Annotated in this window: 26 protein-coding genes and 2 pseudogenes; 9 read left to right on the top strand and 19 right to left on the bottom strand. The window is 65.8% G+C overall.

The annotated features are described in order from the left end of the window. Positions 1-83: 83 nt before the first annotated feature. The 4 genes from LQV45_RS01605 (at position 84) to LQV45_RS01590 (ending at position 2,061) form a co-directional block, all read left to right on the top strand. Positions 84-488 (top strand): single-stranded DNA-binding protein, encoded by a 405-nt coding sequence (locus LQV45_RS01605; protein ID WP_230005427.1) that lies wholly within the window; start codon positions 84-86, stop codon positions 486-488. Positions 489-583: 95 nt separating this feature from the next. Then, the gene (locus LQV45_RS01600) at positions 584-1,381 is read left to right on the top strand and encodes a ParA family protein (protein WP_230005426.1); all 798 of its coding nucleotides are present in this window, start codon (positions 584-586) and stop codon (positions 1,379-1,381) included. After that, positions 1,378-1,776, top strand: a complete 399-nt coding sequence (locus LQV45_RS01595; RefSeq protein WP_230005425.1) for a hypothetical protein — start codon at positions 1,378-1,380, stop codon at positions 1,774-1,776. The genes LQV45_RS01600 and LQV45_RS01595 overlap by 4 nt, the downstream gene beginning before the upstream one ends. Before the next feature lie 141 nt (positions 1,777-1,917). Then, positions 1,918-2,061, top strand: coding sequence for a hypothetical protein (locus LQV45_RS01590; protein WP_230005424.1), 144 nt, complete (start codon positions 1,918-1,920; stop codon positions 2,059-2,061). Positions 2,062-2,081: 20 nt separating this feature from the next. Here LQV45_RS01590 and LQV45_RS01585 read toward each other — a convergent pair whose 3' ends face one another. The 7 genes and pseudogenes from LQV45_RS01585 to LQV45_RS01555 all read right to left on the bottom strand — a co-directional run. Then, positions 2,082-2,351, bottom strand: a complete 270-nt coding sequence (locus LQV45_RS01585; RefSeq protein WP_230005423.1) for a hypothetical protein — start codon at positions 2,349-2,351, stop codon at positions 2,082-2,084. A 27-nt stretch (positions 2,352-2,378) separates the two neighbouring features. Beyond that, positions 2,379-2,639 carry a hypothetical protein gene (locus LQV45_RS01580; RefSeq protein ID WP_230005422.1) on the bottom strand — a complete coding sequence of 87 codons (261 nt, stop codon included), beginning with the start codon at positions 2,637-2,639 and terminating at the stop codon, positions 2,379-2,381. Between the two features lie 127 nt (positions 2,640-2,766). Next, positions 2,767-3,081 carry a hypothetical protein gene (locus LQV45_RS01575; RefSeq protein WP_230005421.1) on the bottom strand — a complete coding sequence of 105 codons (315 nt, stop codon included), beginning with the start codon at positions 3,079-3,081 and terminating at the stop codon, positions 2,767-2,769. Continuing rightward, complete coding sequence (gene lspA / locus LQV45_RS01570; protein WP_016465415.1) at positions 3,078-3,638, bottom strand: signal peptidase II; 561 nt, start codon at positions 3,636-3,638, stop codon at positions 3,078-3,080. The genes LQV45_RS01575 and lspA overlap by 4 nt, the downstream gene beginning before the upstream one ends. Then, a complete protein-coding gene (locus tag LQV45_RS01565; protein WP_230005420.1) occupies positions 3,635-5,548 on the bottom strand; it encodes a cation-translocating P-type ATPase in 1,914 nt (637 codons plus the stop codon). The genes lspA and LQV45_RS01565 overlap by 4 nt, the downstream gene beginning before the upstream one ends. Further along, on the bottom strand, positions 5,545-5,904 hold the full coding sequence (locus LQV45_RS01560; protein ID WP_016465417.1) for a helix-turn-helix transcriptional regulator: 360 nt from the start codon (positions 5,902-5,904) through the stop codon (positions 5,545-5,547). Before LQV45_RS01560 ends, LQV45_RS01565 begins: the two co-directional genes overlap by 4 nt. 95 nt (positions 5,905-5,999) lie before the next feature. Further along, positions 6,000-6,206: pseudogene (locus LQV45_RS01555) on the bottom strand (heat-shock protein HtpX); the annotation flags it as partial. Positions 6,207-6,454: 248 nt separating this feature from the next. On the opposite strand from LQV45_RS01555, the gene LQV45_RS01550 reads away from it, so the two are divergent. The 5 genes from LQV45_RS01550 (at position 6,455) to LQV45_RS01530 (ending at position 11,153) form a co-directional block, all read left to right on the top strand. Next, entirely contained in the window at positions 6,455-8,467 is a 2,013-nt protein-coding gene (locus LQV45_RS01550) for a heavy metal translocating P-type ATPase (protein ID WP_230005442.1), read from the top strand. A 93-nt stretch (positions 8,468-8,560) separates the two neighbouring features. Then, positions 8,561-8,965 carry a four-helix bundle copper-binding protein gene (locus tag LQV45_RS01545; protein WP_230005419.1) on the top strand — a complete coding sequence of 135 codons (405 nt, stop codon included), beginning with the start codon at positions 8,561-8,563 and terminating at the stop codon, positions 8,963-8,965. Between the two features lie 107 nt (positions 8,966-9,072). Further along, positions 9,073-9,525, top strand: a complete 453-nt coding sequence (locus LQV45_RS01540) for a DUF6153 family protein (RefSeq protein WP_230005418.1) — start codon at positions 9,073-9,075, stop codon at positions 9,523-9,525. A 92-nt stretch (positions 9,526-9,617) separates the two neighbouring features. Continuing rightward, positions 9,618-10,226, top strand: a complete 609-nt coding sequence (locus LQV45_RS01535; RefSeq protein ID WP_230005441.1) for a DUF305 domain-containing protein — start codon at positions 9,618-9,620, stop codon at positions 10,224-10,226. A 60-nt stretch (positions 10,227-10,286) separates the two neighbouring features. Continuing rightward, positions 10,287-11,153, top strand: coding sequence for a F510_1955 family glycosylhydrolase (locus tag LQV45_RS01530; protein ID WP_230005417.1), 867 nt, complete (start codon positions 10,287-10,289; stop codon positions 11,151-11,153). A 140-nt stretch (positions 11,154-11,293) separates the two neighbouring features. Here LQV45_RS01530 and LQV45_RS01525 read toward each other — a convergent pair whose 3' ends face one another. From LQV45_RS01525 to lnt, 12 genes and pseudogenes are all read right to left on the bottom strand, one after another. Further along, a complete protein-coding gene (locus tag LQV45_RS01525; protein ID WP_230005416.1) occupies positions 11,294-12,007 on the bottom strand; it encodes a DUF3800 domain-containing protein in 714 nt (237 codons plus the stop codon). A gap of 179 nt (positions 12,008-12,186) precedes the next feature. Continuing rightward, positions 12,187-12,363: a YjzC family protein gene (locus LQV45_RS01520; protein WP_230005415.1), complete on the bottom strand. Its 177-nt coding sequence runs from the start codon at positions 12,361-12,363 to the stop codon at positions 12,187-12,189. A gap of 340 nt (positions 12,364-12,703) precedes the next feature. Next, positions 12,704-13,471 carry a YfbU family protein gene (locus LQV45_RS01515; RefSeq protein WP_230005414.1) on the bottom strand — a complete coding sequence of 256 codons (768 nt, stop codon included), beginning with the start codon at positions 13,469-13,471 and terminating at the stop codon, positions 12,704-12,706. A 195-nt stretch (positions 13,472-13,666) separates the two neighbouring features. Beyond that, positions 13,667-14,059 (bottom strand): low molecular weight phosphatase family protein, encoded by a 393-nt coding sequence (locus LQV45_RS01510; protein WP_138174791.1) that lies wholly within the window; start codon positions 14,057-14,059, stop codon positions 13,667-13,669. Continuing rightward, a complete protein-coding gene (locus LQV45_RS01505; RefSeq protein WP_138174789.1) occupies positions 14,056-15,441 on the bottom strand; it encodes an FAD-dependent oxidoreductase in 1,386 nt (461 codons plus the stop codon). Before LQV45_RS01505 ends, LQV45_RS01510 begins: the two co-directional genes overlap by 4 nt. 18 nt (positions 15,442-15,459) lie before the next feature. Next, positions 15,460-15,909, bottom strand: a pseudogene (locus LQV45_RS01500) (aquaporin family protein); the annotation flags it as partial. A 63-nt stretch (positions 15,910-15,972) separates the two neighbouring features. Beyond that, positions 15,973-17,814 carry a cytochrome c oxidase assembly protein gene (locus LQV45_RS01495; protein WP_171024270.1) on the bottom strand — a complete coding sequence of 614 codons (1,842 nt, stop codon included), beginning with the start codon at positions 17,812-17,814 and terminating at the stop codon, positions 15,973-15,975. 110 nt (positions 17,815-17,924) lie between these two features. Continuing rightward, complete coding sequence (gene ccsB, locus LQV45_RS01490; protein WP_138174827.1) at positions 17,925-18,863, bottom strand: c-type cytochrome biogenesis protein CcsB; 939 nt, start codon at positions 18,861-18,863, stop codon at positions 17,925-17,927. 56 nt (positions 18,864-18,919) lie between these two features. Then, positions 18,920-19,372, bottom strand: coding sequence for a DUF4307 domain-containing protein (locus LQV45_RS01485; protein WP_230005413.1), 453 nt, complete (start codon positions 19,370-19,372; stop codon positions 18,920-18,922). Next, complete coding sequence (locus LQV45_RS01480) at positions 19,369-19,695, bottom strand: M23 family metallopeptidase (RefSeq protein ID WP_230005412.1); 327 nt, start codon at positions 19,693-19,695, stop codon at positions 19,369-19,371. The genes LQV45_RS01485 and LQV45_RS01480 overlap by 4 nt, the downstream gene beginning before the upstream one ends. Positions 19,696-20,206: 511 nt before the next feature. Next, entirely contained in the window at positions 20,207-20,893 is a 687-nt protein-coding gene (locus LQV45_RS01475; protein ID WP_082822872.1) for a copper resistance CopC family protein, read from the bottom strand. A 748-nt stretch (positions 20,894-21,641) separates the two neighbouring features. Continuing rightward, complete coding sequence (gene lnt / locus LQV45_RS01470) at positions 21,642-22,775, bottom strand: apolipoprotein N-acyltransferase (RefSeq protein WP_290370192.1); 1,134 nt, start codon at positions 22,773-22,775, stop codon at positions 21,642-21,644. Between the last annotated feature and the right edge of the window lie 6 nt (positions 22,776-22,781).

The following is a 22,781-nucleotide window of genomic DNA, read 5'->3' as shown; positions in this document are numbered from 1 at the left end:
GATACGTCAGTTAGGCGCTAATACCGTTATTAGATGCAACGCCGCCAATACACCCACGCACCACTAGCAGAAGGAGAAAGACCATGAGCTACATCACCCGCACCGGCAACCTGGCCGAGACGCCGACGCTCCGACAGGGGGAGCGCGGCCCGTACGCCTACGCACGAGTCATCGTGACCGACCGCATCAGGCAGGACGACGGCAGCTACGTCGACGGCGCGCCGATCGGATACGACGTCGCCGTGAGCGGCAGCGAGGCCGTCAACCTCGTCGACGCCGCCGAGGCATCCGGGAACATCCGTGTCACGTTCGCGGGCCGCTACCGCGTCACTGAGTACAAGGGTGAGAACGGCACCCGTGTTCAGCACCAGGTGAACGCCGACGAGGTGAGCGTAAGCCTTCGAGGTCAGCGCGTCCGCGTTGAGAAGGGCACCGCCGGCACGGAGGCCGGCTCCGAGGCCAGCTACGGCGACGACACCCCGTTCTGAGCGAACAGGAGAGGGGGCGCGGCGCGCCCCCCTCTCAGTCCTCCCCAGAACCTAATACCGGTAATAGAGTCTTTCCCGTCAACGGAGGTAATTTCATGGCCGCTCTCATCCTCGCCCTCTGCAACCAGAAGGGCGGCGTCGGCAAGAGCACAACGACATTCCAGCTCGCCCGCGCCGCGGTCCTCGCCGGTCGCCGCGTGCTGGCCGTCGACAACGACCCACAAGGCAACCTCACGAGCAACATCACCGCCGACGAGGTGGAGGCCGATCAGGTCGGCCTAGCCGACGTTCTCAGCACCCGAGCGGGGGAGACGCTGCGCGACGTCATCGTGCCCGGTGTCTGGCCTGGCCTCGACGTCGTGCCGACGACGGGCCGCACGCTGAGCGAGGTTCGCGACGAACTCGTGATCGCCGGGGTCGGCCGCGAAGCCCGCTTGCGCGAGGCCCTGGCCCCCGTCGTCGACGACTACGACCTGATCCTGATCGACTCCGCGCCCTCGCTCGACCAGCTCACGATCAACGCACTGTCGGCCGCGGATGCCGCGGTGATCGTCACCCACACGAAGAAATGGAGCCTCGACGGACTCGGGCAGCTCCTCGACACCGTGGAGAACGTGCGCGCGTACTCCAATCCCTCGCTGCGCGTGGCCGGGGTGATCGTCAACCAGCACGAGGAACGCACCGTCGGCGGGGCTCAGTGGCTCGACGCGCTGCGCGAAGCAGCCGAAGGGCGCGGCCTCAGGATCATCGGACAGCCCATCCCCAAGCGCGTCGTGATCGCAGACGCTACCGAGGCCGCACGCGGCCTCGACGAGTGGGGCAGCGCAGAAGCAACCGCACTCGGCGCGATCTACGCCGAGCACCTCACCGAAATTGAAGGAGCGTACTCATGAGCCGTCCTGCCCCCCGCAAATCCAGCCTGTCGGGTCAAAGCATCTTCACGCCTCCCGCCGCAGAAGCGCCCCAGGAGGCCCCCGCAGTCGCTCCCGCACCCAGCGTGCCCGCCGAGGCGTCTCAGGGCCGCACAGCGGCGCAGGGAGCCGCGCAGACAGCATCCGGCAAGAAGCCGCCGAAGATCTCGATCTACCAGCACCCGGAGGACTCGGGACGTACCCGCGCCGCGGTGCTTGCCCTACAGCGCTACGAGGGGTCGATGACCCTGACGAAGTTCGCGAACGAAGCGATCCTAGAGAAGGTCGCACGAGTGGAGGAGCAGTACAACGGCGGCAAGCCGTTCGATCCAATCGGGACCGGTGAACTGCCGGTGGGCCGGCGCATGGGGGAGTGACCGCCGCACATACTCGTTGGAACCATCCGCCCCGCGGACGCCCCGACAGCCGACGTCGAAGCTCACTCGCTGGCGGAGGCGCACGAGGCGCTGCGCGCCGCCGCGCCTGACGGGTTCGAGCTCGTGAAGGCATCCGTTCGCATGTCGAGCGGAACAACGCTCCTCGCCGCCGCGGGGGAGTTCTCCCGCCGCGACGGGGCGAAGGAGATTGAGGCGCCCGACATGGAGGCCATGCGAGCGGCAGTCCCGGAGGGATGGACGCTGCTACACGTGCGCCGCGGCTGACGCCGCGGCACAGGCCAGATCTACTTTCGGTTGCTCGTCGAGGGCCCCACGGCTTTGACGTACTCGCTCCACGTGCATTCCACCGCCAGGCGCATCGCGTCCTCAGGGAAGTACCCGATGAGCTGACGCTGCGCCGGGTCGTGATCGAAGGTCACCGAGCGCAGCAGCTTGCGCCCGTGCACCTCGACAACGCGGACGATCGCTATCCGCTTGCTCTTGTCGAAGATGAACCACACCCCCGGCTCAGGGGAGCGCTGTAGCTGCGACATGGGCGACCACACTTGCACCATGCGCGGCCCCCTACGCCTCGTTGACGGTCACGAACCGTTGATCCCGCCACCGGGCACGCCCGCCGAAATGATGACGCGGTGCAGCCGCTCCGTGGCCGTTTTGAGCGACGTCGCCCAGCCGAGCAGTTCACCGCCGACTACCTCGACCCGGTAGCGTGGCCCGTCGTCCGTGCGGCGCAGCTCGATCGTCCCGGCGACCTGATCGCGAGCGTTGAGCATCACCCAGTGAGCGGGTGACGTCTCGCGGGCGAGGAGCTGGGGATGCCGGCGGGGACCGTCGTCACGCATTGCGCCAGTATCGAATATGTGTTCGATTGTCGCAAGTTTGTCGGTGGAGAGCAGTATTTCGGGAGGCAGTATTCGCACCACGGCTTGGTGGGCTCCATGTTGACCAGGTGATGATCGTGTCCGCCGGTTACGCCTGCTCGGGCAATGCTCGGATCGCCCGTTCGATCTGGGACGTGGTTGGTGCCCCAGCGAACCCGTTCTTCGTTGTGTAGACGCGGCACGCAAGTGCCTGTACAGGAGATGTCGGGAATAGGTCGACGCCGTCGGCCAGGAGCGTGGGCGATCCTCCGAACCCGAGGCTTGCCGCTTCGGCCTCGGTGTGGATCGTCACCAGCTCGACGGCGACGCCCCCGAGCCCGAGAGCGTCGAGCGCCGCGCGTGCGTTGGCTTCGGCGATGTCCGTGTTGGGGCAGTCGACGATGTGCAGCAATTCCACTTTCACGAGGCGCTTTCCGTTCTCTCGCTGTTGGTCATCGTGCGAGCGTTCGGCAGGAGGAGGTTCAGGCAGACGAGTCCGACCCCAATCACGACGAAGACGTCGGCGACGTTCCCGACGAAGAGGTCGCCGTAGGCGAGGAAGTCGGTGACGTGGCCGCGGCCGAACGCGGGCGGGTTCATGATTCGGTCGATGAGGTTGCCGACCGCGCCGCCGAGGACCAGCCCCAGCGCGAGGCCCCAGCGGGCACCGCGCAGCCGAATGGCGAAGATGACCACCGCGGCGGAGGCGAGTACGCCGATGAGGGTGATGATCCAGGTGGCCCCGGAGCCGAGCGAGAACGCGGCTCCGGGGTTGTAGACCAGGGACAGGCCGAACAGGTCCCCGACCAGCGGGATCCGTTCCCCCGGGGCCAGCTGTGCCACGGCGAGGGCCTTCGAGGCCTGGTCGAGCACCACAGCGAGCACGGCCACGACCAAGGTGAAGCCAAGGGCTCTCCTCGCCTGCGGCCGTGGGCCCGTACGGTCTTCGCCGACTGTCGCGGCGACGTCCTGCACGGTCACGCGATGGTCTTCCGGGTCCGGGCGGCGCGCAGACCGTTGAGGATCACGACGACCTCGGCGATCTCGTGCACGAGCACCACGGCGGCGAGGCCGAGGACGCCGAAGAGGGCGAGCGGGAGCAGGGCGCTGATGATCAGCAGCGACAGGATGATGTTCTGGTTGATGATGTGCCGTCCGCGGCGGGCGTGGTCGAACGCGCGCGGCAGCAGCCGCAGGTCGTGGCCGGTGAAGGCCACGTCGGCGGACTCGATCGCGGCATCGGAGCCGGTCGCGCCCATCGCGATGCCGATATCGGCAGCGGCCAGGGCGGGGGCGTCGTTGATGCCGTCGCCGATCATCGCGACCGAGCCCTTCGCACCGAGCTCTGCGATCGCAGCGGCCTTGTCCTCCGGGCGCAGTTCGGGGCGGACGTCCTCGATCCCCGCTTGGGCGGCGAGGGCGCGGGCGGTGCGAGCGTTGTCGCCGGTGAGCATCGTGACCCCGATGCCCTGCGCGGCGAGGGTACGGACGACCTCGGGGACCTCCGGGCGCAGCTCGTCGCGGACGCCGATCGCGGCGACCGGCTCGCCGTCGCGGTGGACGATCACGACCGTCATGCCCTGCTCCTCCAGCCCCGCGACCTGGTCGCCGAGGAATCCGGCGTCGAGCCAACGCGGGCTGCCGACCGTGATCCGCGCGCCGTCGAGCTCGCCTTCGATGCCGTGACCTGCCTGCTCGGTCACGCCCTCGGCTGCAGGGGCCTCAGGCGCTGCAGCGGTGATCGCGGCCGCGAGGGGGTGGGTGCTGTGCTGCTCCAACGACGCCGCCCACGCCAGCGCCTGCGCCTCGGTCACGCCGTCGGCGGTGAGCACCGCGGTGACGGCGGGCTCGTTGCGGGTCAGGGTGCCGGTCTTGTCGACCGCGACGTGGCGGATCACGCCGAACCGCTCGAACACGGCCCCGGACTTGATGATCACGCCGAACTTGCTCGCCGACCCGATGGCGGCCACCACGGTCAGCGGGACCGAGATCGCCAGCGCGCAGGGCGATGCCGCGACCAGCACGACGAGTGCGCGGGTGATCCACAGCTCCGGGTCGCCGAGCAGCGACCCGATGATCGCGACGAGAGCGGCGAGGATCAGCACGCCGGGCACGAGCGGGCGGGCAATGCGGTCGGCGAGACGGGCGCGGTCTCCCTTCTCCGCCTGCGCCTTCTCCACCAGGTCGACGATCGTGGTCAGCGAGTTGTCCGTGCCGGCCGCGGTCGTCTCGACCTCCAGCGCCCCCGCGGTGTTGATCGCACCCGCCGACACGGCATCGCCGGGCTCGACCTCGACCGGGATCGACTCCCCCGTGATCGCGGACGTATCCAGGCTGGAACGTCCCGTGCGGACGACGCCGTCGGTCGCGATCCGCTCGCCCGGCCGCACCAGCATCAACTGACCGACAGCCAGGTCCTTCGCGGCGACCTCCACCGAGACGCCGTCGCGGCGGACGGTCGCGGTCTCCGGGACGAGCTTGAGCAGCGCCCGGAGCCCGCCGCGAGCACGGTCCATCGCCTTGTCCTCCAGCGCCTCGGCGATCGAGTACAGGAACGCCAGGGCGGCGGCCTCCTCGACGTAGCCGAGGATCACCGCGCCGACGGCGCTGATGGTCATCAGCAGGCCGATGCCGAGCTTGCCCTTGAACAGCTTCCGGATCGCGCCCGGGGTGAACGTCGACGCGCCCAGCAGCAGACCGATCCAGAACGCCACCAGTGCCGGGATCTCCATCCCGGACCACTCCAGCGCCAGGCCGGTGAGGAAGGCGACGCCGGAGAAGACCGGGACCATGATCCCGCGGTCCCGCCACCAGGGGCGCTCCGCCTCCTCGGCTTCATCGCCTATGACAGTCTCGGGCTCGTCGTGCTCGCAGCCGCACGCCGCGCTCACTCGCCTGCTCCCGTCCCGCAGCAGCCCGGCACGGTGCACGAAGAGTCCACGCAGGGAGCGTGCTCGTCGACAGCAAGCGTCACGTCCACCAGTGCGGTGAGCGCCGCCGCGAGGTGCGGGTCGGCGATCTCGTAGCGCGTCTGCCGCCCCTCAGGCTCGGCGACCACGATGCCGCAGTCGCGCAGACAGGTCAGGTGGTTCGAGACGTTCGAGCGGGTCAGCTCCAACTCGCGCGACAGCACGGCCGGATAGCTCGGGCCGCCGAGCAAGGTCATCAGGATCCGGGAACGCGTCGGGTCCGCCATGGCCCGGCCGAGCCGGTTCATGACGTCGAGGCGAGAAGCAATAGTCAGCATGCACTGATTATACAGTGCTTGCTGAACTTACGAGGCAAGGAGGCTGTCGACGGAGAGACGAGGTCCCGGGGACAGTGCACGGCAATCGGAGTCGCTCAGACGAGTTCGCTGACCAACTGTTCGATGCGGGTGCGGATCTCGTCGCGGATCGGACGGACGGCGTCGATGCCCTGCCCGGCCGGGTCGTCGAGCTTCCAGTCCTCGTAGCGCTTGCCGGGGAAGAACGGGCACGCATCGCCGCAGCCCATGGTGATGACGACGTCGGAGGCCTGCACCGCTTCGGTGGTGAGGACCTTGGGCAGGCGAGAGTACCGATCGAGCAGCATCGCGACCGTGCTCGTCAACGGGTCGGGAATATACCCCCCGGGGGTGTACTTGTGGAGGGCAACGGACTGCCTGCGCCTTTGAGCGTGTGACGCGCAGACACGTTGAAACGGAAGGAGACCCCGTGAATGAGCACGACCACGGCGTACACCACGGACACACCGCGGTAACGGGCCCGGCGTCAGCGCACAACGACCACACGGCAGATGGGGCCCCGGCTGGGGGGATGTCGGACCATGGGCACGCTGACCACGGTGGTCACGCCGGCCACGGCGACCATGTGGCGAAGTTTCGCCGGCTGTTTTGGATCATGCTCGTCCTCGCGGTGCCCGTGGTCGGGTTCTCGATGATGTTCTCGATGCTCATTGGGTACGCGCTCCCGGATGCGGGGTGGGTGCGGTGGGTTTCACCCGTCCTGGGGACGGTGATGTACGCGTGGGGCGGTGCGCCCTTCCTGTCCGGGGCGGTCAGCGAGCTGCGTGCCCGCAAGCCGGGCATGATGCTGCTGATCGCTCTCGCGATCACCGTCGCGTTCATTGCGTCCTGGCATGCGAGTTTGGGCTTGGTTGATCACCAGCTGGACTTCTGGTGGGAGTTGGCGCTGCTGATTGTGATCATGCTGCTGGGTCACTGGATCGAGATGCGTTCCCTCGCTCAGACCACCTCGGCGTTGGACTCGCTGGCGGCGTTGCTGCCTGATGAGGCGGAGAAGGTCGACGGGGACACCACGGTCACCGTCGCTCCTGCCGATTTGCGTGTGGGGGACACCGTCGTTGTGCGACCCGGTGGGCGCGTGCCCGCGGACGGGCGAATCGTTCAGGGCTCGGCGAGCATGGACGAGTCGATGATCACCGGGGAATCCCGCCCCGTGCGTCGGAATGACGGCGACCAAGTCGTGGCCGGCACGGTTGCCACCGACTCCGGTATCCGCCTGGAAGTCACCGCGGTGGGCGAGGACACAGCCCTCGCCGGCATCAGAAAGCTGGTCACCGACGCGCAGAACTCTTCTTCCCGCGCGCAGCGGCTGGCCGACCGCGCGGCGGCATGGCTGTTCTGGTTCGCGTTGGGTGCAGGCGTTATCACCGCGCTGGTCTGGGCGCTGCTGGGTTCCCCCGATGACGCGGTGATCCGCACCATCACCGTGCTGGTGATCGCGTGCCCGCACGCTCTGGGCCTGGCAATTCCGTTGGTGGTGTCGATCGCGACGGAGCGCGCGGCACGTGCGGGTGTCCTGGTGAAAGACCGCCTCGCGCTGGAGAGCATGCGAACGGTCAACACCGTCTTGTTCGATAAGACCGGAACTCTCACCCGGGGAGCTCCCGCCGTCACCGCCGTCCAACCGACCGATTCTTTCCAGGAGGACGACCTGTTGGCTTTGGCGGCCGCCGCGGAAACCGATTCGGAGCACCCGTTGGCCCGCGCGATCGTCAACGCCGCGAAAGCGAAGCAGCTCCCCATCGCCTCCGCCACCGATTTTGAATCCTCACCCGCAGTGGGCGTTCGTGCCCGGGTGGATGGTCGCGTCGTACAGGTAGGTGGGCCGAACCTGCTGGACCGAGAAGGGGGACGCGAGCTGCCTGTCGCAGATGCGTGGCGAGAGGACGGCGCGATCATCCTGCACGTGCTCGTTGACGGAACGGTCGCTGGGGCTTTGCGTCTTGCCGATGAGGTGCGACCTGAATCCCGCGCGGCGGTCGACGCGCTACATCAGCGGGATGTGCAGGTCGTCATGATCACCGGTGACGCCGAAGCTGTCGCCGCGGCCGTCGCCGCCGACCTCGGCATCGATCGATTCTTCGCTGGCGTGCGCCCGGAAGACAAGGCGTCCAAGGTCAAAGAGCTGCAAAACGAGGGCCGCCGTGTTGCCATGGTCGGTGACGGGGTGAACGATGCTCCCGCTCTCGCTCAGGCGGACGTGGGAATCGCTATCGGTGCCGGCACGGACGTGGCGATCGCGTCGGCGGGTGTGATCCTGGCCAGCGACGACCCGCGCTCGGTGCTGTCGGTCATCGAGTTGTCCAGGGCCAGCTACCGCAAGATGAAGCAGAACCTGTGGTGGGCGGCCGGGTACAACCTGCTCTCCGTGCCGTTGGCTGCTGGGGTATTGGCACCCATCGGGTTCATCCTGCCGATGTCGGTGGGGGCGATCTTGATGTCGTTGTCCACGATCGTCGTCGCGCTCAACGCGCAGCTCTTGCGACGGCTCGACCTCAGCCCGCAAGCCGTCGCCGCGAAGTAGTTTCGCCGCGCCCGCAACCCCCCGGATCATCCCCGTCGCCCGCTCCTATCGTGGCGGGCGCCGGGGAAGGTCCCCGGGAAAGGACCAGCAATCATGACTGCTGTTGACCAGATGCTCACCACTCACCCCAAGGCCGGATCCATCGACGCTCAGGACGTCCTCGCCCGCTGTATCCAGGCGTGCATCGAGTGTGAGCAGACCTGCACCGCGTGTGCCGACGCGTGCCTGTCGGAGGACCTGGTGGCCGAGTTGGTGACGTGCATCACCAAAAACGCCAACTGCGCCGACGTCTGCGCCGCGACCGGCGCGGTGCTTTCTCGACAGACGACCGTGGACCTCGAGGTGGTTCGAGCTGTGGTGGAGGCGTGCCGCACTGCATGTGCCGTGTGTGCAGAGGAGTGCGAGCAGCACGCCGATATGCACGAGCACTGCCGGGTGTGCGCCGAGGCATGCCGCCGCTGCGAGCAGGCGTGCAGCGACCTTCTCGCGACGTTATGAGCTGACGCGTCGTGCCGCGCATCGTCTGAGAATGCGCGCTTGGGTCGTCAAGCGGCCCGCCCGCTCGTCCGGCGAAAGTTAGCCTAGAAATCGACCAGGAGGTGAAGATGTCGCTGATTGCCCTTGCGCACCGAGTGCGTGGCCAGCGTGCATTCACCCGCACCCTGCTGATGGTGATCGCCGTAACAGGCGCCGTCATCGTGGGGCTCTTGGCGATGCACTCCCTCAACACCCACACCACCGCCTCCGGGCACGGAAAGACGGTGGCTGTTGCGGCGGAGGTTTCGACCCATCACGATGCGTCCCCCCTCGCCGCCGAGCTGAACACGACCGCCGCGCACGACGACAGCTGCGGCGACTGCGGCGACGACCACGCCATGGCCTGGATGGCCTGCGTATTGGCGCTGCTTATCAGCGTGCTCGTGCTCGCCCGCCACCGCATCGGGTGGCGCATTATCGGCAGAAACGACCTGCTCCGCGCAGTGCAGGCCCGGTGGCCCGCACCCAGACACGTTGTCTCGCCACTTTCACTCACCGTTCTCTGCATCAGTCGCACGTGATGACGCGTCCGCCCGCCCTCTCGCGCGCGGGCAACGCAACTTCCGGCACGACGACCGTCGCGCCTCATCACTGACCAATGGAGAACATCACCATGAACACCCGTACCGCGGCGACCGCCGCGCTCACCCTCGCGACCCTGCTCACTCTCGCCGGATGCTCCGGCGGGACCACTTCAGGCGGCAGCATGCCCGGAATGGACCACGGAGGCAGCAGCAGCAGCGCTACCCCCGCGCAATCTGCCGACGCCAACGAGGCGGACGTCATGTTCGCCAGCATGATGATCGAGCACCACACCCAAGCAATCGAGATGTCCGACACGCTCCTGTCGAAAGACGGCATCGACGAGCGCGTCACCGCCCTGGCAGAGCAGATCAAAGCCGCTCAAGAGCCCGAAATCGCGACCATGGAAGGCTGGCTCGAAGACTGGGGAGCCAGCTCCTCCGAAATGGGCAGCATGGACCACAGTGGCGGCGGAATGATGAGCGAGGACGACATGCAGGCGCTCGAGCAGGCCACCGGCACGGACGCCGCCCGACTGTTCCTTCAGCAGATGATCGAACATCACCGCGGCGCGATCGAGATGGCCCAGGAAGAGGCCAGCAACGGCCAAAACAGCGACGCCGTCGACCTGGCGAACCAGATCGTCGAGTCGCAGACGTCGGAGATTGCGACCATGGAGGAGCTTCTGGCAACTCTCTGATCACCCGGGTGGGGCGCGGAAAGCCGCCGCGCCCCACCTGATCAGACGAAACGCACCATCATGAGCCACCACCCGATCTTCCGCGCGGCATCAATTCGCATGCGCACCCTCCCCACCGCCGTTGTCCTCGCGACCACCGCACTCGCTCTCGCGGGGTGTGCCGGGGCACCTACTCTCACGGGCAACGCCCACCCCGAACAGGTGCTCTCACACGTTCACGGCATTGTTGAAGACCCTGCCGGTGAAGGGTTTCTCCTCGGAACACACGAGGGGATCTTCACCGTCACTTGGGACGGTGAGCTTGGTCCCCGCCTCGCAGACACCGATTTCGATGCGATGGGCCTCACCGTTGTCGACGACACGCTTGTGGTGTCCGGCCACCCCGGCCGAAACACCCCACCCGAACTCGGCACACCCAACCTCGGCATTATCCGCAGCGCCGACAACGGAACAACGTGGGAGCCCACCGCTTTCACCGGCGAGAAAGACTTCCACGCCCTCACCGCAGGCCTCGACGGCACCCTCTACGGCGTCGCCACAGACGCCAGCGAAGTCCTCACCAGCAGCGACGGCGGGGCCACATGGCAGTCAACCGGGGCATCCGTCTACGCCATGTCTATCGCCGCTGATGCAGCCGGGCGGGTCATCGCATCCACCTCGGAAGGTCTGATGGTCAGCACCGACCGGGCCGTGACCTTTCAAGAATGGGCGGGCGCCCCCCGCCTCGTCGGCCTCAGCTCCTCCCCAGACCACAACCGAGTAGTCGGCATCGGCTCCCAAGGGAAGATCTGGACCACAACCGCCGGTGCCCAAAACTGGTACGAAGTCGGAACAGCCCACGGCGCCGCCCAAGCCGTCACCATCACGAACAACGGTGACATCCTCGTCGTCGACGACAGCGGTCTCACCCTCGTCCAGAGCCCTTAGCCCGAGCCCGAGGAGGGCCTGCGTGAAGCCCTTCGTGAGGCCGTGACTCTTCCAGGTTCCGCGTGTATCCTGGGGCGCACAACGGGCCGGTTACCGGAACGTTGCCAGCCTAAGACCCCGCTTCGGCGGGGTCTTAGTTTTTATGGCGTCCAGATCCAATCGTGCGAGGTCGACACCTCGACCAACCCACTCAAGCGCGTCATCGTCGCCGCGGACTTCGGGTGCGTCTCTGTCACCGTGTGTCGGCGCCGTCGCAGATAGACGGCGAGGTCGACGGCTTGCAACCCGACAGCGTTCTTGGATGACGCGAATTGAATCGGGGACGAGATCAGATCCAGCTTGCTCGATCGGTATCCGGGTGTGCCGAGCAGCTGGTAGCTCTCAAACTGCCGCCGATGCTCTTCCTGCGTCGCGATCTCGTCCGCGACGACGATCACCTCCTCCGTGTCGGAGAAGAAGTAGTGGCGCCGGTAGGCATTCACCCGCTCAAGCAGATGCTGCAAGACGACCTTGTGGGGCTGATCCGGGTACCGGTACCGCGCATTGAGGCGGTTCACGTCCACGCCGCGGAAGAGGTAGCGAACCTCCACGTCCCGGGCGATGCGCAGCGCGGACGCGTAGATCCCTGCCGCTTCACGGTGCTTGCCCCTCAGCGGTGACCATTCGCCAGCCCCGCCCATCAGCTCGTGGCCGTGAAACTCTACGTCGGCCGGCACCCCATGGTCCGCTGCGATCTGGATACGAAGAGCGGCGTACCCTTCCTCGAGCTGTTCCCACTTCTCCTGTGTCGTGATGGCGGCGCCGATGAAGTAAAAGTCCTGGTTATAGGACTCGTCGACGTAAGCAATCAGCACTTAGACATCATGACAGCGGCATGCTCGCTACCGTCGCCGCGAGAATGCCCGAGTCGCCCGAGCCTCGACGATCCAATCGGCACCTAGCCCGTTCGCGACAAAGGCCCCCGAAGAGATTTCCTCTCCGGGGGCCGTCGTTCAGGCGTGACGCGAACTTCCCCTTCCGCGTCGCTCAGTGGTTACTTCGTGAGGTCGGGCTTTCCAAACCCCATGCCGGACTTGGGCGTCGGGGGGAAGGGCTCGCCCTTGACCGAGGTGACCTCATCGCCGGTGCGGCCCCCTCGGGGGCCGACGACAGGGTACTGGCCGCTCTTCGGGACCGTCTGGCCCGGGCGGAACTGCGGCTTAGAAGCCATTTCTTCTTCTTTCCGGAGCGCCGGGGCGTTCCTCCTCGCGGTTGCGGCTCAGCAATGGTGCTGAGCTTTGCTGCGAAGAGCTAGTCTCGGACGAGAATCCTGCCAGATTCGACCTCGACCCTGAACGCCCCTGACCTCTTCCGAGAGCGGGATGCGCTCGGGGTCGTGGTGCTTCCACCTTTAGTCTTCCTCGTATCACTGACATTTGAGGTCGACGACACGCCGATAGAAATATCCGCATTTGGCGGCGGGGGATTTAGAGTTCGAGCCCCTAAGTAGGGGCTAGAACCCGCTCCAGCGCTGTGGTGACTGGTGGAGAACGGAATCTGCAAGGCGCGTTTCACGAGCGGCCACGGTTGGAAGGGTGTACCTGTGCGTCGTAAAGACGGCGGAGGTCGTCTGCCTTCAGCATCCAGCCGTCCGCGCTGAAGCTGCGGGGCCGACTGTCCATGATTCGGCGGTACTCCGTCAGCATCCGTCGGTACATGCCGAGCACCTGCATGTGCGAGTTGCCGTTGTCACTTTCTGCAATCTGGGGCGCAAGTTCGGTCCAGTGTTGACCGTCGGACATCAGGAACCTGACGTAACGGGCCATGTGGCCCTCCAGAGAGTCGTTGTGGTCGAATCCACGGAACCGCAGGCCCTCAGCCACTTCTGCATCAACTGGCGTACCAGCCTTCTCGAGCTTCTCGACGCTGTAGGTGATGACTCGGTGCATATCCAAGATGTCGAGGACCTGCTCGCTGTCCTTCGACGAGAGTTCCGTCTCAAACCCGGCGACCTCGAGCCAGTACTGCCCGGTGTAGCCGGCCTCAAGGATTTCGGCTTTCTTCAGCTGGTACTCCTCGTCGCCGTCCTCGCCGTTTGCATCCTCGGGAAGAACCCGGGCGAGGATGCGGTGGAGGAGGGACAGGACGAGTCGATCGCGGAGGGTGAAGCTCTCCGGTGCGGGCTGGTCTCCGTGTCGCGCGGAGCGCTCCGAGATGGGGACCACTGCCTCGCGCAACAGATCCCTCACCAGGTCACTGAGGGTTACTCCCTCGGCGTCGGCGATTTCTTTCAATCGTTCGTGGACGTGATCGTCTACTCGAACATTCAACATGGCCATCTGTGTTACCTCTTTCGTGTAATACGGTTTTGTAACCGCGTAACACAGTATAGTGCATCTGATCGGCGATGAGCCTGGACTGGCATGTGGTGCGAAACCGATCGGTTTCGCACCACATGCAGGGTCGTCGACGGGGTGCCGGAATGTGAGTCTTGGCGTTCTGTGGCGGCGTCCTGACGCCGCTCCGCGTCGCGCCTAGTCGAGGAGTTCGACCTGGATACGAGCGGCGACGGCATCGCGGAGTGGCCGGACGTTCTCGGCGCTCCAGTCGGTCGGGTCGGGGAACTTCCATTCCAGGAACCGGCCGGTGGGCGCGGCAGGGAGCGTGAGCCCGGGCTTCATGGCGACCACAATGTCCGCCGTCTCGAGGTCTTCGACCGTGACGGCACGGGGCGTGCGGTCGCTGATGTCAAGGCCGAGTTCTGCGACGGTGGCCGCGATCGCGGGGTTCACGCTGTCGGCAGGGGAGAGGCCGGCGGAGGTGGCGGTGTAACGGTCCCCGGCGAGGACTTCGAGCAGGCCCGCGCCGAGCTGAGAGCGTCCGGCGTTGTGCTGGCAGAGGAAGAGGACGGTGGGATTGTGCGTCATGCGGGGGTCACTACTCCGGTGTGGGTGCGGGTCCAGGTCTGGGTGGCGATCTGCACGGCATCCCAGGGGGAGCCGAGCGGGGGTGTGTAGGAGAGGTCGAGGTCGGAGACCTGCTCAACGGTGAGGCCAGCGAACAGGGCGGTGGCGTAGGTGTCGACGCGCTTGGCGGTCTCGGTGCCCAGGCGTCCGACGAGTTGCGCGCCGAGAAGGCGTCCGTCGCCGGTGTCGCCGGTGATGCGGATCGTGATCGGCTGAGCGCCGGGGTAGTAGCGCTTGTGGTCGTCCGCGACGGCCGTCGTGGTCGCTGGGGCGAACCCGGCGGCGAGGGCTTCATGCTCGCGCAGACCGGTGCGTGAGGCCACCAGGTCGAACACCTTCACGACCTGTGTGCCGACCGATCCCGCGAAGCGGGCATCCCCGCCGAGGGCGTTCTCCCCGGCCACACGACCCTGCTTGTGGGCGGTGGTCCCGAGAGGCAGATACGTCACCCCGAGCAGGCAGTGGTGGGTGGTCACTCCGTCGCCCGCGGCGTAGACGTGCGGGAGGCCCGTGCGCATCGCCTCGTCCACGACGACGGCGCTGCTGGCGCCGAGGGTGGCGCCTGCGCGGGCGAGCAGGTCGGTGTTCGGCTTCACTCCGACGACGAGGAGCACGACGTCGGCGGTGCGGGTGAGGGGGGAGCCGTTGTGGTCGGCGTGCACGGCGAGGCCTGTGGCGGTCTTCTCGATCGAGGCGACTGTGGTGTGAGTGAGGACTTCCACGTCGTGGTCGGTGAGTTCGGTGTGGACGAGGGCGCCGAGTTCGGGGTCGAGGGTGGAGAGCACTTCGAGGCCGCGCTGGAGCTGGGTGACCTGGAGGCCGCGGACGGTGAGGGCTTCGGCCATCTCGAGGCCGACGTAGCCGGCGCCGACGATGATCGCGGTCTGCGGGTCGCGCTCATCGAGATAGCGCTCGAGCGCGAAGGTGTCTCCCATCGAGTGCAGCACGTGCCCCCCGTCCTCCGGGCCGAGCTGGTCGACGCCGGCGATACCGGCGGAGGAGGCGAGAGCGCCGGTTCCGACGATCAGTTCGTCATATCCGATCCGGTCGAGAGAGCCGTCAGGGGTGCGCACGGTGAGCTGCTGCCCGGCGACGTCGATGTCCGTTGCGAAGGTGTCCAGGCGCAGGCTCATGCCGGTGGCTTCGAGGTCGGCGTGCGTGCGGTGCGCGAGCGACTGCCAGGGCTGCACCTCGCGGGAGAAGTAGTACGGAATCCCGCAGATGGAGAAGTTCGGGTAGGAGTCCGCAACCACCACGGTCACGTCTACGGAGGGGTCGAGCTCGCGGGCGCGGAGCGCTGCGGAGATTCCCGCGTCGCTGCCGCCGATAGCGACGAGATGCATCAGAGAAGGCCTTCCAGATCAGGTGTGTGAAGAGGTCGAGGTGACGGGGACCACGAGGTCACCGGCCGCCCGCGCGGCACCCGGGAACAGGAACAGCGCCAGACCGACGCCGATCGCGGCGCCGATGAGCTGCGCGGCGACGAAGGGCAGGACCGAGGTGGGGGCGATGCCGGCGAAGGTGTCGGTGAAGACACGGCCGAGGGTCACGGCGGGGTTCGCGAACGAGGTCGAGGACGTGAACCAGTACGCGGCACCGATGTACGCACCGACCGCGGCCGCCGCGAGCGGTCCCCGGTTGGTGCGGGCGAGGGAGAGGATGACGAGCACGAGCCCCGCCGTGGCGACGATCTCCCCCAGCAGGTGCCCGGCGGTGACGCGCTCGGTGGTCGCGATCGCGGTCGGGACCTCGAACATCGCATTCGCGAGGACCGCCCCGCCCATGCCGCCGAGCAGCTGCACTCCGCAGTAACGGACTCGGGCAGCTGTTGTAGTCCGTCGCGGGCGCTCCTTGTCGACGCCGGGGGAAGGACGCTAGATCGTCTGTTCCCGCTGCGTGCGTAGCACCGCCCACCCACCTAATACGAGCACGCTTGCGGAGCCAACGGCCAGGATCACTCCACCGAGGTCCTGGTCCTCGACCGGTGTTCTACCCCAAGTGCGCCCCATCGCTCCGAACCAGTCGGCGGCCATGAGGCCCGCAGTGATGATGTACACGGAGACAGCCGCCATTGCCACGCCCAAACCGAGAATCATCAACAGCCTCACCGCTGCCGGTCCACGAGCAGCCTCATAGTCACCTACGAAGCCAAGCACGAGCAGAGAACCTACAAGGAGGACTAATGCCGTAGTCATCTGCCGCCCGAGGAGATCTCCTGCCCACCAACGGAGGAGGCCGGAACTGACAAGCAGCCAAACCAACGCAGCTGCGGCTGGGACGGCGACAACCGGCGCTGAAACGAACCGCACCCCTCGCGAATGCACGAGCCCCTGGACCCATTCATATCCTCCCCTGCTGCCGTCGCCGCGACGTTGGGCCGCTGTGCGGGCGAGCTGCATCGGCGCGCCGGCTGCGAGAAGGGGCACCACCCCCACAAAGAGGATGACGACCGTTAAGACGTGCGCGCTGTAAATGTAGCTGCGGTAGGTGCTCAGCGCTCCTCCGGTGATCCATACCAGCAGGAGCGTCCCTGCCACCCACGCGACCGACCGCCAGGGGTTCCACAGGTGTCCGCGAGCCCTAAGCCTCAGCACTGCGCGTACGTAGAAGATCAGTCCGAGCACGGCCACGACCAACCACAGCACGTCAGGGCTCCACGCCGTGAACCAACGCGACATGGTCCACTCAGGAGGTAGCGGAGCGCCGGTGAGTACCTGAGCCGGTGTGAGCGCGCCTACAGGTTCGGGGAGGATGGGCGGTGGCGTTCGCGCAAGAGCGGCAGCAGCTCCGCTAGCGATCCCCATCAATCCCAACTCCGCACACAACAGCAGCCAGAAAATTTTGGAGTCGCCGGGATTGGCGCGCATCCTTCCGAGTAGACGCCGTCGATAGATCGCCCCCAGAACACCTATGGCAGTAAGGGCTACAACCTTGACGATAAGAATGAGACCGTAGGCGGAGGCGAGCGCGCCCAGATTTTCTAGGCCGATGGCGGCGCGAACCGTGCCCGAGAACGCGACGAGCACAAAAGTAATGACGGCGATGGTAGAGAATCGCACCAAGACTGTCGCCATCTCACTCTCGGGAGTGACGGACCGAATGACCGCCAGCAGAAGCAGACCACCGAGCCAGATCGCTGCGGCGAGGATGTGGATGACGATGGTTGTCGTGGCTTGCTGGTGAGAGGCCTCATCACCTGAGTGGCCTTGTGTTCCCATCGGGACGAGCGCTGCGAGTGCGAGAAGTGCCACGGTCACTGTCCCGCCCCATGAACGCACCGAAAATGTGAGCACGGCGAGAATGGCACCCGCAATGGTCGTCATCAACCACACACGTCCCCCCTCGGTCTGTACGAGGTATCGGCCCAGCTGAGACCCAAACTCGGGACCGGCATCCAATGCGGGGTTGAAGATGACCATGAAGCTGAAAAAGCCAGTAGCAGCAGATGCCACAGTGAAGATGGCGGCGGACACCGCGGCAACATCCAACGCCAATTCGAACCCGCGCTGTTCGACGCGCAACGTGAACAAGGCGACAAAGAGCACCCCTCCCATTCCCGCGGCGCTCAGGTTCACGACAAGCTTCGACACTGGCAGCCCCCACCGTATGAGGGGACCGGCGTCGGCCAGTTGCAAGGGGGCCGCCCCACCGCCGACCGCGAGAGCGCACACCAATGCAACGACTGCGCTGACGATAAGGATGAAGAGGGCACTCACGCGGTACACGTTCCAACGGCGCGGCTGCAAAGACGGACGCCGCGTGGAGCCAGGCGCCCCGGCCGTCACCGGAGGATGGGCGTGCCCGAGCTTGGCGCCGGAGGTAGACATCAGTTCAGCCCCGAATAGGCGTGCAGACCCTTGAAAAACATGTTCACGGCGGTGAAGTTGAACAGCACCGCAGCGAACCCAACTATGGACAGCCATGCAGATCGGTTACCGCGCCACCCACGGGTGGCACGGGCGTGGATGTACCCGGCATACAGCACCCAGATGATGAAAGTCCACACCTCCTTAGTGTCAAAACCCCAGAAGCGCCCCCAGGAGTCGTTTGCCCAGATAGCGCCGGCAATGAGGGTGAAAGTCCAAAAGATGAAGCCAATGATGGCGAACCGGTAGGCCAGGGCTTCCAGGTTTTCTGAGGTGGGCAGGGTTCGAAGCAGACCCCGCCGCGTATTGACGGAGGAGCGATTCTCGCGCCGGTGTTGCAGAACCTGCGTCACGGACAGGCCGCACGCGATGGCGAACAGCGCGGTCGCAAGGGAGGCTACGAAGACGTGGATGACAAGCCACACGCTACGTAGCGGGTCCATTAGAGGGGTGACCTCGACGTAGAACGCCAAGGTCGCACCACCGAGAAGAAGGACGACCATCCCAAGCAGGAAGGACCCGAGGAAGCGCAGGTCGTACCGCCGAAGGGCGAAAAGGAACACACCGACGATGAGAAGAGTGCCGGTGAGTGCGAATTCGTACATGTTCGCCCACGGCACGCGGGCTGCGGCGATGCCTCGAAGGACGTCCCCGCTCAGCTGCAGCACGAACCCTAAGATGGTGAGGGCGGTTCCGATACGAGCCCATACGAGACGTTCGCGATCACGTGGCGGCACTTGCAATTGCACCGCGGCCGTCGGGGCCGCCACCGGTGGAGCAGGGGTTCCGACCGAGACGAGCTCTGCGGCGGGCACCTCAACGCGAGCCACGCGCACGGCAAGATCGATGGCATACGCCGCAAAGGCGAGCGCATAAACGCCGATGGCAGTCCACACCATCAGCAGGGACAGCCCATCAACGGTAAGGGCGGTTGACTCGGTCACGAGGGAAGTCCTTAAATCGTCCAGCACTCTTTGACGGTGCCGGTGGTTGCCAGGGCGAGGGTCGGGACGCGTTCGGTGAAGGATCGGGTGGTCTCGGGGAAGGGGTCGTACTCGACGACCCGCCACCCTACGACGCCAAAATCCTCGTCCAAGGCTTGAATGGCGCACGCGAACCGTACGCCGGAGGGAGGGGTGGCTTGGAAAGATACAGCCACAGCCCGCTCGTCAACGACGAGGTAACCGGTCTCGGCGATGGAAATGTCGTCCAAGCTGTTTCGAAGCGTGATCCAGACCAGATACGCAATGGCGGCGGCTGCGAACACCGTGACACCGATCCAGAAAACCCGGCGACGCCAGGGACGGGAAGTGCGGCCGTATCGGTCGTCGAGTTTCGTCTGCAGTGCGGTTCGCTGCGATGCGGCGCGACGCCCGCCACCGCGCATGGTGAGGGCGCGTTCATTCACTGAGCATTCGCTTCCAACCAGGCCAGGGAGTCCACGGCGACGTCATTGACGGTCATTTCGAAATGCAAATGGTTCGCAGTGGATCGGCCGGTGCTTCCCACAAGGCCGAGGAGTTGACCCGCCTGTACTTCCTGGCCGCTGTCGACTTGTCTGCTGTTGTATTGCATGTGCGGGTAGACGGCTCGGATACGTTGGCCGTCGACGACGGACTCAACGGTGACAGCGACGCCGTAGGCGCCATAGCTTTCGCTCGAGACACCGACCGTCCCAGCTACGGACGCATAGATCGGCGTGCCACCCTGGGTCACCATGTCGGTGCCCATGTGCGCCCCGCCTCTGGCCCCGAATCGGTCCGTCACTCTGAACGTCGAGGTCAACGGCCAGCGCACGACCCCGCTACCGGCGGCGAGGACGGGGACTACCCGTTCAGCAGCGAGGGTGGTAGCGGGTCGAGCTGCGCGTGCTGCTGCGGCCGCGGCCGCCGCAGCGTCTCTCGCCCTCTTTTGCTCGATCTCGTCCTGAGAGGTCGCTGCGTAGCTCTGCCTGTCGAGGGGCGAAGCGGGGAGCGCGGAGGACGCGGTGAATTGTTGCGAGTCGTCCGCAGAAGCTTGCTGCAAGGTTGACTCGGTCTCCGCGACAGGTGAGGCCGCGTACGCCGGCAGCGCTAGAGGAAACATGAGCGCCAGCGCCAACGCACTCGCAACAAGCGGACGGGCGCCCAATGCGCGCGCGGCCTTCGGACGGCGAACGCTCCGCGCGTCACGCATCCTGAGCTCGTTAGCGTGGCGCCGTTCCCTTCGTGTCAGGAGGAGTGGCTGGTGTGTCGACTGGGTCTCACTGCTCATCGACGGTGCCCTTTTGCTGCTTCACCTGCTGTCGCCGACGCCGTCCGGACGAGAAAAAGACAAGCGCCGCCGCGCCGAGAATGACGACAGCGACGCCCGTCACTACGAGCGGAACACTGATGCTGCTTGTCGGCTCATCGACCTCCGCCACGGCGCCCGCCATCGCGCTCTGCTCTGGCGTCGAAGAGATGGTTGGGCTTTGCCCGGGTGCGGAGGGGGAAGCCGCAATCGCAGAGGCTTCCGGTTCCGCGGACGTTGAAGGTGCCACAGGAGCGTCAACAGTGAACGCGTATTCACCGCTGATCGGATGACCGTCGCTGGAGACCACGCGCCAGCGAACCGTGACTACGCCTGGCGACGAGAGTGGCTCCACTGCCTGGGTCACCTTCGTGTCAGTGACCACGGGAGTCGTCAGCGCGACGTTCGTTCCGGCGGAGTCGATGACTTCCACCACGATGGCACTAGAGGCGTCAAAAACCTCGCCGCTGTATGTCATCGAGACTTCGGTCGGGATCGACGTGACGACCTCATCCGCTGCTGGAGAGGACGTAACTAGGGCGTCGTGAGCACGAGCCGGCGACGAACTGGGCAAGACAAGTGCCGCGGATAGAGCCATCACAGCAATACCGGCGGCTGCGAACCAGCGAGGCGAACGGGTAGCGAAAAGCTTGTGCATGGGTGTCTTTCAGTGAGACTGCGGTGCCCGGGGATCCAGCACATACGGCAGTCGTCGATTAATCGGACCTAGAACGCTCCGAGTGCATCCGTACGACCGCGCCCGAAGGGGTGGGAGAATGCGTTTGACCACACCCTCGCTGGCATCACATCAGCTGAGAAGGTGTGAGTCTCGGAGCGCCGGCACGGATCAGGTCCGTGAAAGAGACAGCTCGATCAGACTTCGCGTCTGAGAGCGTGGGCGGGCAGTACACACAATTTGAGGCCGTGCGCGTCGAGGTAAGCGGATGGCACTGAGCTGCACCCTCATGAGACGGAAGCGACGCTCCAGTACCATTCCCGCAACGCACACACCTACCAGGCATAGCGCCACAGCCGCCGCCGGGAGAGCCTGCGCCAGGCTGACGACAACGTCGCCGGTGGGCTCATCTAAAACTGCCTGACCACTGTGACCGCTCTCCAACGTAAGGGCTGGGGAGGTGGCATCAGACCTCGCGGAAGCATCCGAGTGGCTGCTTGACCACACAGCGATAAGACACATCAAGAACAAGAGGAGGCTGGCTATGATCCTCATTCTCACGACGGAGGCGGTACTGCCCACGAGTGGGGCGCTTCCCGCGGTCACCAGCATCGCAGCGATGGTATCAACCCGGGCTGCACATCGCAGCCGGGCCGGGGCAGCTTGGCATCGGAGGCGGAGTGTGCGCTCCCCGTGCGGGGTGTGCGACAAGGTCTGCTGTCCGTCCAGCTCACGACCGTTTCCGCGCACCAACGTGGATGTGCAGACGGACCCACAACAGCACAACGGCCGACGCGACGACCATTGCAGTCTCGACGATGGGGCTGAGCCAACTTGCCGGCGTGATTCCTGCCCGTAGCGGCACCTCGCTCACTCGCCCAGCGGCCGTGTCCACCCCGATGGTCTCCACGATGGAACCATCGGGATTGATCACTTGGCTCGTTCCTACAGTGGAAACATTGACCACCGCGCGCCCCGTTTCGATGGCTCGCATCCGCGCGATGGCCAGCTGCTGCACGTTCTCGTCTGTTCCGCGGAAGTCGGCGTTGTTTGTCTGGAAGATGTAGACCTGCGCGCCTCGCTGTGCCGCATCAAAGATCACGTCGTCATAAATGACGTCAAAACAGATCGCCAACCCTATGCGGGTGTCTCCCACATCCATCACTGGCGCCGATCTGCCTGGGCTGTACTCCCGCTGGATCAGGCCGACAAGGTCAGGCGCGAGACGTTCGAACAGCCACCGGTCGGGCACGTATTCACCGAACGGGACGGGGTTGATCTTGTCGTAGGTCTGCTCGCTACCGTCCGTTTCCCACAGCATGGTCGAGTTAAAGGTCTGCTCGCCTCTTGTGGTTGCCGCGTTGATCAGGAGAGGGGCACCGTATGCGGCGGATATTTCACCCAGCAGTCGACGCGTGGGTTCTGAGGACGCCGGGTCGATGTCTACGGAGCCTTCCGGCCAGGCGAGTAGGTCCATCCGCTGGCCCAGAATCGCTTTCGATGCTGATGCTTGGGCTCGGAGCATGTCGCCTTTGTCGCGGTCGTCAAAGTAGCCTGCCGGCCCGTTGCCTTGGACCCACCCGACAGTAAACGTTCCGACGGTCTGGGTGGCGTACTGGGGTGTGACCGCCATGAGTAGGACACCCACGAGCGCTGGTAGGCCTGCGCGCAGGGTGCGACGCCCCGGCCGGAGGGCCTGCACGCTCGCGGCGCACACACCCACCACGAGGAAAGTCACACCCGTCGATCCCACCCAGGACGCCACCTCAGGAAAAGGTCCCGACACTTGCGTCATTCCTACCCGTACCCAGGGGAACCCCGAATACGGCCACATTCCGACAAGCACTTCCCGCGCGGCCCACAAGGCCGC

The sequence above is a fragment of the Microbacterium sp. Bi128 genome (assembly GCF_918698205.1).
This window is presented reverse-complemented; position numbering and strand designations above follow the sequence as displayed.

Excerpts from the sequence above, each read along its gene's own strand:
- LQV45_RS01545 (WP_230005419.1), top strand. The coding sequence starts at position 8,561 with ATGACTGCTGTTGACCAGATGCTCACCACTCACCCCAAGGCCGGATCC.
- LQV45_RS01590 (WP_230005424.1), top strand. The coding sequence starts at position 1,918 with ATGTCGAGCGGAACAACGCTCCTCGCCGCCGCGGGGGAGTTCTCCCGC.
- LQV45_RS01505 (WP_138174789.1), bottom strand. The coding sequence starts at position 15,441 with ATGCATCTCGTCGCTATCGGCGGCAGCGACGCGGGAATCTCCGCAGCG.
- LQV45_RS01475 (WP_082822872.1), bottom strand. The coding sequence starts at position 20,893 with ATGCACAAGCTTTTCGCTACCCGTTCGCCTCGCTGGTTCGCAGCCGCC.
- LQV45_RS01530 (WP_230005417.1), top strand. The coding sequence starts at position 10,287 with ATGAGCCACCACCCGATCTTCCGCGCGGCATCAATTCGCATGCGCACC.
- LQV45_RS01550 (WP_230005442.1), top strand. The coding sequence starts at position 6,455 with ATGTCGGACCATGGGCACGCTGACCACGGTGGTCACGCCGGCCACGGC.
- ccsB (WP_138174827.1), bottom strand. The coding sequence starts at position 18,863 with ATGGTGTGGACTGCCATCGGCGTTTATGCGCTCGCCTTTGCGGCGTAT.
- LQV45_RS01580 (WP_230005422.1), bottom strand. The coding sequence starts at position 2,639 with ATGCGTGACGACGGTCCCCGCCGGCATCCCCAGCTCCTCGCCCGCGAG.
- LQV45_RS01600 (WP_230005426.1), top strand. The coding sequence starts at position 584 with ATGGCCGCTCTCATCCTCGCCCTCTGCAACCAGAAGGGCGGCGTCGGC.
- LQV45_RS01520 (WP_230005415.1), bottom strand. The coding sequence starts at position 12,363 with ATGGCTTCTAAGCCGCAGTTCCGCCCGGGCCAGACGGTCCCGAAGAGC.
- LQV45_RS01515 (WP_230005414.1), bottom strand. The coding sequence starts at position 13,471 with ATGGCCATGTTGAATGTTCGAGTAGACGATCACGTCCACGAACGATTG.
- LQV45_RS01510 (WP_138174791.1), bottom strand. The coding sequence starts at position 14,059 with ATGACGCACAATCCCACCGTCCTCTTCCTCTGCCAGCACAACGCCGGA.
- LQV45_RS01595 (WP_230005425.1), top strand. The coding sequence starts at position 1,378 with ATGAGCCGTCCTGCCCCCCGCAAATCCAGCCTGTCGGGTCAAAGCATC.
- LQV45_RS01585 (WP_230005423.1), bottom strand. The coding sequence starts at position 2,351 with ATGGTGCAAGTGTGGTCGCCCATGTCGCAGCTACAGCGCTCCCCTGAG.
- LQV45_RS01480 (WP_230005412.1), bottom strand. The coding sequence starts at position 19,695 with ATGGGCACCGACATGGTGACCCAGGGTGGCACGCCGATCTATGCGTCC.
- LQV45_RS01535 (WP_230005441.1), top strand. The coding sequence starts at position 9,618 with ATGAACACCCGTACCGCGGCGACCGCCGCGCTCACCCTCGCGACCCTG.
- LQV45_RS01540 (WP_230005418.1), top strand. The coding sequence starts at position 9,073 with ATGTCGCTGATTGCCCTTGCGCACCGAGTGCGTGGCCAGCGTGCATTC.
- LQV45_RS01560 (WP_016465417.1), bottom strand. The coding sequence starts at position 5,904 with ATGCTGACTATTGCTTCTCGCCTCGACGTCATGAACCGGCTCGGCCGG.
- LQV45_RS01605 (WP_230005427.1), top strand. The coding sequence starts at position 84 with ATGAGCTACATCACCCGCACCGGCAACCTGGCCGAGACGCCGACGCTC.